Origin of the sequence: Yimella sp. RIT 621 (assembly GCF_004146205.1) — a bacterium.
GTDB lineage: Bacteria > Actinomycetota > Actinomycetes > Actinomycetales > Dermatophilaceae > Yimella > Yimella lutea.
On sequence record NZ_SEIP01000007.1, the window covers coordinates 122,975 to 136,283 of the forward strand.

A 13,309-nucleotide genomic window follows, 5' to 3' on the forward strand; every position below is an offset into this window, starting at 1 on the left:
CGGGGCGATGATCCGATCAGTTCTCCATGGTGCATCCAGTCTGAAGGACGAGATCGGAGCGGGCCAACCGGTTTTCGTGGGACGGCTCGTTACCAGTGGGTAGCAAACCTGGCTAACCTTGTCCCGGTCGTTCGTGAGGAGAGTCACATGAGTCCTGCCACTCGCCGTCGCGTCGGTTTGACCGACATCAGCAAGGGCCTGCTCGGTTTCGCCCCCGACCTGCCGATGCTGGCCCGTGAGGCGCCCGGTCTGCTGCTGCGTAAGCCGACGCACACTGCGTCCATCGGCCAGCAGTTTCAGCGCACCGTCGAACGCCACCCCGACCGTCCGTTCCTCAAGGGGGAGGGCCGCACGCTCACCTATCGCGAGGCGAATGCGCTGATCAACCAGTACGCCCACCTGTTCGCCGAGCGCGGCGTCGGCCACGGCGACGTCGTGGGTGTGAACTCGGCCAACGACGTCGAGAACGTCCTGGTCATCCTCGCCGTGGTGAAGCTCGGTGCCGTTGCGGGCCTCATCAATTACAACCAGCGCAGCGAGGTGCTCGCGCACAGCCTGCGGACGCTCGACGCAGCACTCATCGTGATGGCTGACAACCTGCTCGAGGACTTCGCGAGTGCCGGCGAGATCGCTCACGAGCAGAACGTGATCCTCTATTCGCAGCTGGCCGGTCTGGCCGAGGGCCGCCCGAGCGAGAACCCCGCGTCGGCCGAGCAGGTCAGGGCCAAGGAGCGGGCGCTGCTGATCTTCACCTCCGGCACCACTGGCATGCCGAAGGCGTCGGTGATGACGCACTACCGTTGGCTGAAGTCGTACTCCGGTCTGGGAGCGCTCGGGGTGCGCCTGCGCCCGACCGACACGCTCTACTGCGCCCTTCCGCTGTACCACAACAACGCGGTGACGGTTGCGCTCGGCGCAGTGCTCGCGGGCGGCGCAGCGTTCGCGGTGTCGCCGAAGTTCTCGGCCACCAAGTTCTGGGACGAGTGTCGCGCCTACGACGCAACCGCCTTCGTCTACATCGGCGAACTGTGCCGTTACCTGCTTGCCCAGCCGGAGAAGTCGGACGACCGCGACCACGGGATCCGGGTCGTTGTCGGCAACGGTCTGCGTCCGGACATCTGGGACGCCTTCCAGCAGCGCTTCGGCATCGAGCGCATCGCGGAGTTCTACGGCGCGTCCGAGTGCAACATCGCCTTCATCAACGCGTTCAACATCGGGCAGACCGCCGGCACCTGCCCGCTGCCCTACAAGGTCGTGGCCTACGACCCCGAGACTGGTGCAGCCACCCGCGACGACGCCGGGCGCCTCACGTCGGTGAAGACGGGCGAGGTCGGGCTGCTGCTCAGCAAGGTCACCGACCGCGCGCCGTTCGACGGCTACACCGACGACGCCGCCACCGAGAAGAAGCTGCTGCGCGGGGGATTCAAGGACGGAGACTGCTGGTTCGACACCGGTGATCTGGTGCGCAATCAGGGGCTCACGCACGTTGCGTTCGTCGACCGGCTCGGCGACACCTTTCGCTGGAAGGGCGAGAACGTCGCCACCACCGAGGTGGAGGCGGCGCTTGCCGGGTCTGCTCAGGTGGTCGAGTCGACGGTCTACGGCGTGGAGGTGCCGGGGTGCGACGGCAAGGCCGGTATGGCTGCGGTCGTGCTGCCCGACGGTGAGGCCTTCGACGGTGCAGCGCTCGCGGAGCACGTGCGCTCGCAGCTCCCGGCCTATGCGCGGCCTCTGTTCGTGCGACTGGTCAACGAGCTCGAACACACCTCGACCTTCAAGTCGCGCAAGGTCGAGTTGCGCAACCTCGGCTTCGCCGACGGTGACGAGGCAGTGTACGTGCTCACCAAGGACGAGGGTTACGTGCCGATCTACGACGGCTACACCGACGCGATCGTGGCTGGCACTGCCGGCTGACCGAACTCGAGACACGACAAGCCGGCCCCGGCTGATCGCCCGGGGCCGGCTGCCGTTTTCGGTCGCAGCGGAAGGGGTCAGCGCGCCGCGACGGTGTGTGCGGAGGAGTGTGCAGTGCTGCGCGCGCTCGCCGTGGAGGCCGACTTGCCGGCCGGCTTTGAGCCGCAGTCGCGCTTGCCGTCACCGTCGTGATCGGCCCGTTTTCCCTGCGCCGCAGTGGTGTTCACCTTCTTGGCGGTGAGCGGAGCCGGGCGTGAACTGCTGCGTGCCGGTGCGCCGTGCGCCCGGTCGGCGTCGCGAGTGGTAGACGCGGTGGATGAGCCCACGGTGCGGTGCCCTGCGCGTTGTAGAGCTCGATCGCCGCGGCGTCCTGCACCGACGCGGGCGCCGACTTCGCCGTGGCGTAGCCGGCGCTTGCCGACAGCGACTGCCAGGTGCTGGTGAGGAACTGGTAGGCGCCCGACGCGGAGCTGCTGGAGTTCTGGGCCTGGTAGTTGTTGCCGCTCTCGCAGTAGCGGATCTTCGCGAGCACGTCGGGCACGGTGGCCGCCTGGGCGGGCGCTACCGCTGCGGCGACGCCGAGCAGGGCGAGGCCGACGGTGCCGCCGATCGCGGCGCGGCGCCAGGAGAGCGTCCGCTTCGTGGTGTCCTTCATGGTGGTGTCCTTGCTCTCGTAGGTTCTGGGGACGGTGACGAGGGTGCACTCGCGCAGATGTCCGTTCTCTGATGACTCCCTGTGCGGGTGTACACGTGGCACCAACGGCGTCCACAGTGATCGGACAGTCCGTCTTCCTACCGTCGCGGCCATGAAACTGCTCGTCCTGGACCGATCCGGCGCCGTCGGCCCGCGCCTGCACGCCTCGCTGGAGAATCGCGGCCACGAGGTCGACAGCACTTCCGAGTCGTCTATTGCGCTGTGGCACAGCGGAATCGGGAGTATCGATGCGGTCGTCATCTGCTGCGATCGACCCGGACTCGACGACCTCGCCACCGTCGCCGAGCTCGGCGGCAACCCCGACCGCATCCCCGTCGTGGTGCTCGTTGCGGTCGCCGACGACACCGACGTTGTGCGGGTGCTCGACGCCGGCGCCGACGACCTGTTGTGTTCGCCGGTGAGCGCCCGTGAGTTCGATGCGCGGCTGCGGGCGATCGTGCGCCGGGCAACTCCGCCGGCCGGTCCGTCGCTCGAGGTGGGCACCCTCCGCGTCGAACCGCAGGAGCGCCGGGCCTGGCGCGACGACCACGAACTCAAGCTCTCACCAAGGGAATTCGACCTGCTCGAGGTGTTCATGCGACACCCCGGCCGGTTGCTCAGCCGCGAGTTCCTGCTCGACGGCGTCTGGGACATCGCCTATCTGGGTCGCTCGAACGTGGTCGACCAGGGCGTCAGCCATGTGCGCCGCAAGATCGACCGTCCGTTCGGGCGCGACGATCTGCAGACCGTCCGCGGTGCCGGGTATCGCCTGCGGGCGAGCTGAACATCGAAGGCCCCTCCGCCTGCTGGGGCGGAGGGTCCTGATTTCGATGACCGGACGGAGCTGAAGGAGAAGACGGCATCGGCCGGGGTCTATGGGTCAGACGGCGCGCAAAGTGCCGTCGGTACCGACCCGGTAGGTGATCGACCTCCCGTCACGGCTTAGCAGGTCGGTGGGGGAGACGGCCGAGACGACGGGCGCCGGGGAGACGACTGCGTAGTTGGTCGTCTTCACCCCGGCTTCCTTGGCCTGGGCTGCCGGCATGACCGACGCCCCGACGAGTGCGACGCAGGTCGCGGCAAGAACACCGCGCCAGACGCGCTTTGAGGTGGACAGTGAGTTGGTGGCTGCGGTGTTCATGAAGAAGAGACTGCCCACGGTGTCTATGCACTTCCTGTGCGAAGACTACGACTGCGCGATGCGCGTTTTCAGCGTCCTTGCGCGGCGTCCAAGTTTGCCGGGTTGATCTTCGGCGCCCGGACTGCCCACGATCTTCGCCATCGGTGTGCGCGTGCCGGAGCAGCGCCGCACCGGACGATCAGTCCGCGCTGCGCCGAGCCGTTGCGCTCGGCGCAGCCTGGACGATGTTCGCGCTCGTCGCCCCGGGGCCGCACGCACGTCGTTGTTGACGCTGTCAGGTCGAGCCTTGCGGGACGTCAAGCTCGGGGAGTCAGCTCTCGACGAACGGGGTGACCTGTCGAACACCGCGGCCGACCGATTTGGCGCCCGCCTTGGTCGCCGAGGTCAGGCCTTGGGTGAGCAAGGTCAGGCCGGCACCGACGAGCCAGACGTCCTTCGCCACGCCGGTACCTTCCTGGGTCGGACGGATGCCGTCGGACTGGGTCATGCCAGGGGTCTTGAGGTACATCCGAACCAGACTCGCGCCGAAGCCGGTCAGCGCCGCGCCGGCGACAACAGGGGAAACCATCGGAGCAAGAAGCAGCGCACCAACCCCAATTTCGCTGTAGGACAACACCTTTGAGAACGTCTTCGGGTCCATCGAGTCGAAGACGCCGGGGTAGGCGGTCTTCGCGCCGTTGTGCAGAAACGCGGCCGTGCCCTCGTCGACCTTCAGCTTGCCGACCCCGGAGTTGAGGATGAAGGCGCCGGTGGTGACGCGCAGCGGCATCTGTGTCAGGTTCATGGACTACTCCTCATGGTGGATGACTGGACAACAAAACACACTAGATCCCAGACGCTTGTCGATGGCGCTTCGGGCAGCGTGATCCGAGGCGCACGTCGACCATGGCCTGACAGGTGCCCACCGCGAAGTGCCCGGACGCCGGGAGGTGCTCGCCGCGTGCCGCGCCGCAGACCCGCTAATCCTGGGCTTCGCCGAGGCGCGCTTCGGGCGTGAGCTCGGCGCGGAGACCGCCGCCGGTCGCAGCCCGGGCAAGAGCGCGACCCAGCGCCGGTGCCTGCTTGAACAGATTGTGACCGGCCACAAAAAAGACAGAGCCTGCCTCCCACACGGCCACGCCGTCCTCACTCCACGGGAGGTCGGTCACCCAGCAGTGAAGGAAGTCGCGCGGCTCTGGGTGGAGACCGGGCAGCGCTCGTGTCACGTAGTCGCGTGCGCGTTCGTCCAGCGATCGAATCGCCGCCGGGTCGATGAAAGTTCCGTCGTCGCGGACGCCGACGGTGTCGCTGAGTCCGACCGAATAGCTGCTGTTGCCCGGTAGCGGCGTCGCGTAGACGCCGACTTCGCCGAAGACGCCGCTGCTGTCCTGCAGGCACGCGACTCGTGCCGGGGCGGCGGCTTTCACCTCGAAGGTCAGCCGGACGTGTGCGGCAAGGCGAACCGGCAGCGACAGGCCGACGCTGCGTGCCAGGCGGGCGGTTTCGCGGCCGGCGCACACGACCACCTTGGAGTAGACAGCCCGGTCGGTGACGCTGCGCACCTCGACCGTCCCGTCGGCGCGGGGATCGATGGAGATGACCTCACCAGTGGTGATCGCATCTGCGAGGGCACCCGTGAGTGCCGTGATCGCGGCGCGGGTGCGGATCGCGCCGCCCGACTCGTCAAGCACCGCCGGCCCCGAGTACCCAGCGAGCAGCGGCATCCGTTGGGCGACCTCGGCCGCGTCGATCTCGCGTGCTTCCACGCCGCCGACCTGGTCCAGCACCCGCAGCCGCGCGAGGGCGCTGTCTCCGATCGCCACGACACCGTCTGATGAGACCAGCTCGACGTCGAAGTGTTCGGCCCACTCATCCCATACGCCGCGGCTTTCGCGCGCGAAAGCGACGAGTCGCGGGTCGTCGTGGGCGTGCCGGAAGATCCGCGACTCGCCTGCGGACTGACCCGTCCCGGGCAGACCAGCCTCGTACAAGCGCACCGGCACGCCCTGCTCTCGCAGCGCGTACGCCGTCGACAGACCGACGATCCCGCCCCCGATCACTGCTACCTCGGGTGAACGCGTCGTGGCATCGCCGTCTTCAGTTCCTGTCATCGCGGTTCCTCGATCTGTTCGTGATGAGCGATTGGCCGCAAGAGAAGGGGCCGCTGCCACGACGTCAGCGGGCTGTGTGAGCCCGAAGTCAGCGCGCGCAGCGACCCCTCCTGTCTGGGCCAGTACGCCCAGTTTGTGGTGTCAGGCGGGGAGTTTGGAGCCCAGTACGTCGAGCTTCTCGATCGTCGGTTCGGAGAACAACGTGCCGGTCTGCTCGCCGAGAGCTACCGCAACAGGGCCGGACAGGTGGGCGTCACGTCCGGCGTCATCGGGGAACACGTCGAAGATCCCGAACGAGGTCGGCCCGAGGCGGATCGCGAACCACGCAGTGGTCGCCTGCTCGTCCTCGACAAGCGCACGGCCGCTGTCAAGGAACTCCTTCACGTCGTCCTCCTTGCCGGGCAACGCGTCAAACCTGACCAGCAATCCCTTGGTCACACTCATGACTTCTCCTCTTCCTTTGTCGTGGTGCCTGCGAGTTGGGACACTAGCGCCTCGGAGAACGCCGGCAGGTCCTCCGGTGAGCGGCTGGTGATGAGATTCTTGTCGATCACCACGTCCTGGTCGACGACGTCAGCGCCGGCGTTGCGCAGGTCGGTGCGAATGCTCGGGTACGACGTCAGGGTGCGACCCGCGGCCACGCCGGCCTCGATCAACGTCCACGGCCCGTGACAGATCGCCGCCACTGGCTTGCCGCTCTCGACGAAGTCGCGGACGAAGGAAACGGCGTCCTCGTCGACCCGGAGCTGGTCGGGGTTAACCGTGCCGCCGGGAAGCAGCAGGGCGTCGTAGTCGCCCACCGAGGCGTCGGCGACCAGCCCGTCGACGGTGAACGTGCCCGCTTCATCCAGGTCGTTCTTACGGGCCTTGATCTCGCCGTCGTGGATCGAGAGGACCTCGGTCTGAGCGCCCGCGCGGTCCAGTACTTCGCGGGGTTGCTCGAGCTCAACGCGCTCGACGCCGTCGGCGGCGAGGATCGCGACCCTCTTGCCCTGGAGATCTGCTGCCATATCAGTTTGCCTTCTTTCCGTTTGACATGCCGGGCTTGATGACGACCTTGGTCCAACCCTCGGACCTGGAGTCGAAGTTCCTGTAGGCGTCGGCAGCCTGGTCCAGCGAGATCTCGTGGGAGACGATCCAGGACGGCTTCGCCTTGTCAGCCGCGATGAGGTCTCGCAGCCGGCGGTTGTACCTCTTGACCGGGCACTGACCGTTGCCCATGGTCTGTCCCTTGAACCAGTGGGTGCCGAAGTCGATGGCCGCCTTGCCCTGCTTGGCCAATTCGCTCTTGGCCCCCGGGTCCTCGGGGACGAACACGCCGACGGTGCCGATCCCGCCGGTGAACCGGACCGAGTTGATGAGCATGTTCAAGGTGGCAGCCGGGTCTTCGTTGCCCTCAGGGTCGTGGGCCTGATAGCCGACACACTCGCAGCCACGGTCGGCTCCGAGCCCCATGGTCTCGTCCAGCACAGCCTGCACGGGGTCGACCTTGGAGTCGTCGATGGCGATCGCTCCGATCTGCTCGGCCAGCGCGAGCCGGTCGGGGTGGCGATCGACCACCATCACCTTTGCGGCGCCCTTGATCGTCGCGGACAGGGCGGCCATCAGTCCCACGGGGCCGGCCCCGGCGATCACGACGCTGTCGCCCGGGATCACGCCGGCCATCTCGGTGGCGTGGTAGCCGGTGGGGAAGATGTCGGAGAGCATGACGTAGTCGTTCTCCTTGTCCTGCGCGTCTTCACCCAGGCGCAGCGCGTTGTGGTCGCCGAAGGGCACCCGGAGCAGTTCTGCCTGCCCGCCGCCGTACGGGCCCATTTCGGCGAAGCCGTAGGCCGCACCGGCGGCCGACGGGTCAGGTTGCGTTGTCAGGCAGTAGTTCGTGAGCCCGCGCTCGCAGTTCTTGCAGAACCCGCACGAGATGTTGAAGGGCAGCACGACCCGGTCGCCCACCTTGATCTTCTCTACTCCCTTGCCGATCTCCACCACCTCTCCCATGTTTTCGTGGCCGAACGTCCGGCCCTTCTCGAAGGAGGTCCGCCCCTCGTACATGTGCAGGTCCGAGCCGCAGATGTTGGTGGTTGTGACCTTGACCAGCACATCGGTGGGCCGTTCGATCTCGGCGTCCGGAACGTCCGTGACCGCGACATCTTTGGGTCCCTGATAGACGACAGCCTTCATGGCGAATCTCCAATCGTTGTGTCGGTGACTCCGACCAGTCCACACTCGTCGCCGACCACCGAGAATTCATGGGCGCACCAGGCCAAAGTCCCGGGGCATGATTTGGTTCGAGTGCACAACTCCCCACCGTGGGTGCGCTGGGCAAGGGGTACGGTGAGCGCGACGCTGCCCCCGAGAGTTGACGAGGACCGATGAGCTCGCACGGATTCGGACTGGATCCCGGGATACGTCCGTGCTGCATGTACCGAGGCGTCGTGGCTCAGCGCGACGACCTGTGGGGTCCCTACGGCACAGGGGGATCCCGGGCGGGCCGGCCAGGGATCAAGAGATGACCGTCTGCGAGCCCGCCACAACCGGAACCGTTGTGCCAACCGGCGAGCTGGATCTGCGGCGTGCCCTCACCGGCCTCGAGGGGCTGCTGGTGATGTCCATGGCGATGATGCAACGTCACGACGTGGACGAGGTCATCAACGTCCTGAAGCGTGGGGTCGAGTCGGTGACCGGCTGCCAGTTGGTTAACGTCACCTTCCAGCGGGACCGGGAGTGGATCACCCTGCCCCCCGGGGAGCCGACGAAGCCGGCGGAACCGAGCCCCTCAACCGGTGAACGAGTGTTCGTGCAGGACAACGGCGACTCCTGGACGTCGACGACGGCTGTGGCGGTCTTGAACGGCGCCCCGGGCCAACTGGTCCTTCGCAGCTTCGCCCGGCCCGACCCCGAACAACTGTTCGTCATCGAACGGTTGGGCGATCTCCTCGGGACGGCGCTCGCGGACGCGCAGGTGCACGAGCGCCACCGCCGACGCGCCCACGAACTCGATGCAGCCAATAACGAGATGGCGCGCACCGTCGCGGCGCTGCAGCACCGTGAGGGGGTGCTTGAGGAGTTCGCCCGACTATCCACGACCGGGACTGAGCTCGACGTGGCCACCTCACTCAGTCGGCTCACCGGCTCCGCTGTCGTGCTGCGGGACAGATTCGGGCACGAGACGACCCGGATCACGGTTGCCGGCCGGTACCAACCGGTCCTCGAGCGAACCTCGCTCGAGGAGGTCATCGGCGGACGCCCCGAACTCGGCACGATCGAACTGGAGGTGCCACCGGACAAAGACCGAGACGACGCATCATTCGCTCTGCGGTACGCGGGCGTCGCACTGGGGCTGCTGAGGGCTCAGGCCGCAGAGATGAATGAACTGGAGAACCGACTGAGTCGAGACCTCCTCGACGACCTTCTTGGAGGGCTCCCGGCCGACGTTGCCGTGGACCGGGCATCCGCTCAGGGCCACGACCTTGGCGTTCCGCACGACCTGATCGTGTGCGCATGGTCCTCCGATCGGGGTCACCGCGGGCACGGCCGCGACGTCGATCACCTCCGGATGGCCATGGCTCGTCAGCGACTGCCCTGTTTGGTCGTCCGGAACCGGGGACTGGTCGTCGTCCTCGCCCATCGAGGTGTCGACATGGGCCGCCTGTTCAACGACTTGTCGCGCGCCTACGGCGACACCAACGGTGTGATCGCCAAGGGGGAGCCGGCTAACTCGCCGGAACAGATCCCACGTGCCTATGAGCAAGCCCGACGAGCACTCAGGGCTCGTCAGCAGTCCCACAATCCGTATGGCTTCATCGCCTACGCCGACTTGGGAGTAGACCGGCTGCTCGCCCTCGACGGCAACGCTGAGGAAGTCGAGCGCCTCATCAGGGACTGGCTCGGCGACCTATTGAGCTACGACCGTCGCCACGGCACCGAGCTCGTCTCCACGCTAGCGGCCTACCTTGACCACGGGGGCAAGTACGCCGACACGTCGACGACGCTCACCATCCACCGCAACACACTGCGCTACCGAATCAGCCGCATCACCGAGATCTCGGGCCACGACCTCAACGACGTCGAGACACAACTCAACCTCCACCTGGCGACACGCGCGTGGCGACTGCGCCGTGCCTCCGTCGGCGAGCCCCCTCGAAACGCCGTCCGGTGAGGTAGTCCCAAGCCGTAGTTGCGAGAGTCTGCGCGGCGATGGCACTGGACGATCAGGAGTCGCCGCCCGGGCCGATCGCCGGGTGGTGCCAGAGTTCCCAGCTGGTGTGCAGAAAGCAGACGAGGGTTAGTCCGGCGAGCGCCGCCAAAGCAGGCGCCACCACCGCGACCGGGATCAGCGAAGCAGCCCCCACTGCGGCCATCAGGCGACCTGTGGCGAGCTGGTGGTGGTCGCGCCATCGGTAGGCGACGTCGCCGACGTAGAACACCGCGACGCCACCGGCCAGGGCGAGGGCCGGCAACAGGGGGAGTGGTTCCCCCGGTGCCGCGACTGCTTCGTGCACCCCGAGAGCGAAGAACACCACCCCGGCCACGAGCGGCAGATGAAGGTAGCTGTAGGAGTCGCGCGCGAGCCTTGACCGCTCCCGACCAGTGGTGCCGCGCAGCCGTCGTTCGGCACCGCCGCGCAGATAACCGAAGTAGGACCACCACAGACCGGCCGCGACCAGCACGGCGAGGAGGACGGCCGTCACAACACTCGGGCGCGCAAGAGCGGCTTCGGCGCCAGCGCCTACCCCGACGATCGCCTCACCCAGCGCGATGATGATGATCAGCCCGTGCCGCTCCACGAAGTAGGCAGGTGTCACGCTCCAACCGTCAGTCCGTCGCCGGCGTTGGTCCCGACTAGGACCGGCCCCGACAGATCCATCACCGCGGCCACGATCCACAGCAACTCCCGTTGCGGCGTGTCGAAGAACGCCGCGGCCACCAGCACTGCCGGGCCGGCGAGCAGGGTGGGGACGCTCGGCGTGGCGGCTCGCAGTCTGTGCCCATGACACCCGGGCGATTCAGTCGCTCAGGCGGTCTTGGGGGTGGTGCGGCCCTTCCACGCGTCGCGCAGCACCTGCCACTTGCCGGGCTTGCCCGACTCGTGACGCTCCCAGAACTCGTCCGGCAGCGACAGCTTGGCGATCTTCTTCCAGGTCTGTGCGAGCTGGGTGCCGAGCGGGCCCGTCGTGTAGTGCAGGTTGTACCGGTCGCAGATCTCGCGCACCTTCGGCGCCACCTCGATGTAGCGGTTCGAGGGAAGGTCGGGGAACAGGTGGTGTTCGATCTGATGGCTCAGGTTGCCGGTGAGGATGTGGAACAGCGGGCTGCCCGACAGGTTCGCCGATCCGAGCATCTGGCGGATGTACCAGTCGCCGCGGGTCTCGCCGTCGAGCACGTCCTCGGTGAACACGTCGACCTCGTCGGGGAAGTGACCGCAGAAGATCACCGAGTGTGCCCACACGTTGCGCACCATGTTCCCGCCGATCATTCCGGCGAGCGACCACTTGCCGGAGCCGGTGAGGGTGGCGACCAGCGGGGTGGCGATGTAGTCCTTCAGCACCTGTCGAACGGCCTTGGCCTTCAGCGCCTCCAGATCCTTGTCGAACTGCTCGCGTGACTTGGCACCGGTCTGCACCTGGTCCCATTCGAGGTCATACGAGGCGATGCCCCACTCGAAGGTCGGCGCGAGGAAGGCGTTGACGATCGGGTTGAAGATGTCGCGCTTCTGCCACGGCTGCTCGTCGCTGATCCGCAGGATGTTGTAGCCCACGTCGCGGTCCTTGCCCATCACGTTCGTGTACGTGTGGTGCAGGTCGTTGTGGGTGTGCTGCCATCCGCGGGCCGGGGCAACGAAGTCCCACTCCCAGGTGGTGGAGTGGATGTCGGGGTCGCGCATCCAGTCCCACTGCCCGTGCAGGACGTTGTGGCCGATCTCCATGTTCTCCAGGATCTTGCCCATGGAGACGCCGGCAATGCCGAGCAGGAACATCGGCTTGTGCTTGCCGAAGATCAGCGCCGTGCGTCCGGCGAGGTCGCAGGTGCGCGCGACCTTGATGACCTTGCGGATGTAGGCCGCATCGTCCGCGCCGCGCTCGGCAAGTACGGAAGCGCGGATCGCGTCGAGCTCACGTCCGAGTTCGTTGACCTGCTCGTCGGTGAGGTGCGCGGCCGCCTTCGGACGCGTGTGTGCACCGCCCTCGGTGGGCAGCACGCCGGTGCGCTTCTTCTGGGTGTCGTCGTAGATCGCGGTGCGACGTTCGATGACGGAGGCATTGGTGATCGTCATGAAATCTCCTGACTATCAAGGGGGTTCGTGAAGTGCAACGGTTCAGACTTCAAGATGGACGGGGCCGACAGCGGCCGTGATGCAGGTCTGGATGAGTTCGCCCTCGTCGGCGTGGATCTCGCCCGTGCGCAAGTCGCGCACCTGACCCGAGACGAGGGGAGTCAGGCAGGTGCGGCAGATGCCCATTCGACAACCGCTCGGCATGATGACGCCGGCTTCTTCGCCGACCTCGAGGATCGGGGTGGAGCCGTCGCAGACGGCTTCCTTGTCGGACTTGGCGAACGTGATCGGGCCACCGTCGGTGTCGGACGGTGCGAGCAGCGCCGGTGCGAATCGCTCCACCTGCAGGCCCTGCGGGAGTCCGGCGTTCGCCCAGAGCTTCTCGGTGTCGTCGAGCAACTCGGTGGGGCCGCACACGTAGGCCTTGCGCGAGCGCCAGTCGGGGCAGACGGTCTCGACCGCGGACGCGTTGCTGAAGTCGATACGTCCGTTGTTGCCGGTGAAGTGGATGACGACGGTCAGGCCAGCGTACTGCCGATCCATCGTACGCAGTTCGTCGATGAACAGTGCATCGTCCTCACTGCGGGCGGAGTGGATCAGGACGACGTCGGCGTCGGGGCGCCTCGGGATCAGGGTGCGCAGCATCGACATGACCGGAGTGATGCCGCTGCCCGCGGTGATCATCAGCAACGGGCGTGGGCCGGTCGGCAGGATGAACTCACCCTGCGGGGGAGCGAGGAACAGAACGTCGGCAGTCTTGGTGTGTTCGACCAGGTGGCGCGACACGCGTCCGATCGCGGTGACGGTGATCTCCGGGTCGTGCCCCTGGGCCGCGGACAGGGAATACGAGCGCCACTGGCGGACCCCGTTGATCTCGACCCCGATGCGGGCCCATTGCCCAGCCAAGTGCGGCTCCCAGCCACGTCCGGGCCGGAAGGAGATGGTCGCCGAGCGGGTGCCGTGTCGGCGGACTTCGGTGACGACACCGCGCAGCTGACGCGCGGAAGCGAGAGGATTGATGATCTGCAGGTAGTCCTCAGGGGATGCCGGCGACGTCCAGACGGACGCGGCACGATGAATCGCCTTCAGAACTCCCATACGTCAATTCTGATTGGCGCGGTCCGCGTAAACGGTGAGTCTGTAGGTAGAATGTCGACCGATAAACTGTGCTCCGGTGATAATAATGGGACGGAACGGCA

14 protein-coding genes are annotated in these 13,309 nt (G+C 66.8%); 3 read left to right on the top strand and 11 right to left on the bottom strand.

Translation table 11 applies throughout. From position 1 onward, the window contains the following. Nucleotides 1–147 precede the first annotated feature (147 nt). A complete protein-coding gene (locus EU513_RS08460) occupies nt 148–1,914 on the top strand; it encodes a long-chain-acyl-CoA synthetase (RefSeq protein ID WP_129625453.1) in 1,767 nt (588 codons plus the stop codon). A 77-nt stretch (nt 1,915–1,991) separates the two neighbouring features. Here the strand turns inward: EU513_RS08460 and EU513_RS15880 are convergent, their stop codons facing one another. Next, complete coding sequence (locus EU513_RS15880) at nt 1,992–2,141, bottom strand: hypothetical protein (protein WP_168990213.1); 150 nt, start codon at nt 2,139–2,141, stop codon at nt 1,992–1,994. Beyond that, nucleotides 2,138–2,569, bottom strand: a complete 432-nt coding sequence (locus EU513_RS16115) for a transglycosylase family protein (RefSeq protein WP_205744712.1) — start codon at nt 2,567–2,569, stop codon at nt 2,138–2,140. Before EU513_RS16115 ends, EU513_RS15880 begins: the two co-directional genes overlap by 4 nt. 151 nt (nt 2,570–2,720) lie before the next feature. Between EU513_RS16115 and EU513_RS08470 the strand changes: the two genes are divergently transcribed. Next, complete coding sequence (locus EU513_RS08470) at nt 2,721–3,392, top strand: response regulator transcription factor (RefSeq protein WP_129625455.1); 672 nt, start codon at nt 2,721–2,723, stop codon at nt 3,390–3,392. 96 nt (nt 3,393–3,488) lie between these two features. Here EU513_RS08470 and EU513_RS08475 read toward each other — a convergent pair whose 3' ends face one another. The 6 genes from EU513_RS08475 to EU513_RS08500 all read right to left on the bottom strand — a co-directional run bounded on the left by EU513_RS08475 (nt 3,489) and on the right by EU513_RS08500 (nt 8,017). Beyond that, a complete protein-coding gene (locus EU513_RS08475; protein WP_129625456.1) occupies nt 3,489–3,749 on the bottom strand; it encodes a hypothetical protein in 261 nt (86 codons plus the stop codon). A 310-nt stretch (nt 3,750–4,059) separates the two neighbouring features. Then, nucleotides 4,060–4,533 (bottom strand): hypothetical protein, encoded by a 474-nt coding sequence (locus tag EU513_RS08480; RefSeq protein WP_115921368.1) that lies wholly within the window; start codon nt 4,531–4,533, stop codon nt 4,060–4,062. A 175-nt stretch (nt 4,534–4,708) separates the two neighbouring features. After that, a complete protein-coding gene (locus EU513_RS08485; protein ID WP_205744713.1) occupies nt 4,709–5,839 on the bottom strand; it encodes an FAD-binding oxidoreductase in 1,131 nt (376 codons plus the stop codon). A gap of 141 nt (nt 5,840–5,980) precedes the next feature. After that, nucleotides 5,981–6,283 carry a putative quinol monooxygenase gene (locus EU513_RS08490; RefSeq protein WP_075818624.1) on the bottom strand — a complete coding sequence of 101 codons (303 nt, stop codon included), beginning with the start codon at nt 6,281–6,283 and terminating at the stop codon, nt 5,981–5,983. Next, nucleotides 6,280–6,849 (bottom strand): type 1 glutamine amidotransferase domain-containing protein, encoded by a 570-nt coding sequence (locus tag EU513_RS08495; protein ID WP_129625457.1) that lies wholly within the window; start codon nt 6,847–6,849, stop codon nt 6,280–6,282. Before EU513_RS08495 ends, EU513_RS08490 begins: the two co-directional genes overlap by 4 nt. Before the next feature lies 1 nt (nt 6,850). Continuing rightward, a complete protein-coding gene (locus tag EU513_RS08500; protein WP_129625458.1) occupies nt 6,851–8,017 on the bottom strand; it encodes a glutathione-independent formaldehyde dehydrogenase in 1,167 nt (388 codons plus the stop codon). A 328-nt stretch (nt 8,018–8,345) separates the two neighbouring features. Here EU513_RS08500 and EU513_RS08505 point away from each other — a divergent pair, with 328 nt between their 5' ends. Next, complete coding sequence (locus tag EU513_RS08505) at nt 8,346–9,995, top strand: CdaR family transcriptional regulator (protein WP_129625459.1); 1,650 nt, start codon at nt 8,346–8,348, stop codon at nt 9,993–9,995. Nucleotides 9,996–10,047: 52 nt separating this feature from the next. On the opposite strand, the gene EU513_RS08510 is transcribed toward EU513_RS08505, so the two are convergent. The 3 genes from EU513_RS08510 to EU513_RS08520 are packed head-to-tail and all read right to left on the bottom strand — an operon-like array spanning nt 10,048 to nt 13,208. Then, nucleotides 10,048–10,833, bottom strand: a complete 786-nt coding sequence (locus EU513_RS08510) for a low temperature requirement protein A (RefSeq protein WP_345770813.1) — start codon at nt 10,831–10,833, stop codon at nt 10,048–10,050. A gap of 17 nt (nt 10,834–10,850) precedes the next feature. Further along, the gene (locus EU513_RS08515) at nt 10,851–12,110 is read right to left on the bottom strand and encodes an acyl-CoA desaturase (protein ID WP_129625461.1); all 1,260 of its coding nucleotides are present in this window, start codon (nt 12,108–12,110) and stop codon (nt 10,851–10,853) included. Nucleotides 12,111–12,152: 42 nt separating this feature from the next. After that, complete coding sequence (locus tag EU513_RS08520) at nt 12,153–13,208, bottom strand: ferredoxin reductase (RefSeq protein ID WP_129625462.1); 1,056 nt, start codon at nt 13,206–13,208, stop codon at nt 12,153–12,155. Between the last annotated feature and the right edge of the window lie 101 nt (nt 13,209–13,309).

Bases quoted from the DNA above. Each gene is read 5' to 3' on its own strand.
- EU513_RS08470 (WP_129625455.1), top strand. From the start codon at position 2,721: ATGAAACTGCTCGTCCTGGACCGATCCGGCGCCGTCGGCCCGCGCCTG.
- EU513_RS08475 (WP_129625456.1), bottom strand. From the start codon at position 3,749: ATGAACACCGCAGCCACCAACTCACTGTCCACCTCAAAGCGCGTCTGG.
- EU513_RS08505 (WP_129625459.1), top strand. From the start codon at position 8,346: ATGACCGTCTGCGAGCCCGCCACAACCGGAACCGTTGTGCCAACCGGC.
- EU513_RS08480 (WP_115921368.1), bottom strand. From the start codon at position 4,533: ATGAACCTGACACAGATGCCGCTGCGCGTCACCACCGGCGCCTTCATC.
- EU513_RS08515 (WP_129625461.1), bottom strand. From the start codon at position 12,110: ATGACGATCACCAATGCCTCCGTCATCGAACGTCGCACCGCGATCTAC.
- EU513_RS08490 (WP_075818624.1), bottom strand. From the start codon at position 6,283: ATGAGTGTGACCAAGGGATTGCTGGTCAGGTTTGACGCGTTGCCCGGC.
- EU513_RS08485 (WP_205744713.1), bottom strand. From the start codon at position 5,839: ATGACAGGAACTGAAGACGGCGATGCCACGACGCGTTCACCCGAGGTA.
- EU513_RS08520 (WP_129625462.1), bottom strand. From the start codon at position 13,208: ATGGGAGTTCTGAAGGCGATTCATCGTGCCGCGTCCGTCTGGACGTCG.
- EU513_RS08500 (WP_129625458.1), bottom strand. From the start codon at position 8,017: ATGAAGGCTGTCGTCTATCAGGGACCCAAAGATGTCGCGGTCACGGAC.
- EU513_RS08495 (WP_129625457.1), bottom strand. From the start codon at position 6,849: ATGGCAGCAGATCTCCAGGGCAAGAGGGTCGCGATCCTCGCCGCCGAC.
- EU513_RS16115 (WP_205744712.1), bottom strand. From the start codon at position 2,569: ATGAAGGACACCACGAAGCGGACGCTCTCCTGGCGCCGCGCCGCGATC.
- EU513_RS08460 (WP_129625453.1), top strand. From the start codon at position 148: ATGAGTCCTGCCACTCGCCGTCGCGTCGGTTTGACCGACATCAGCAAG.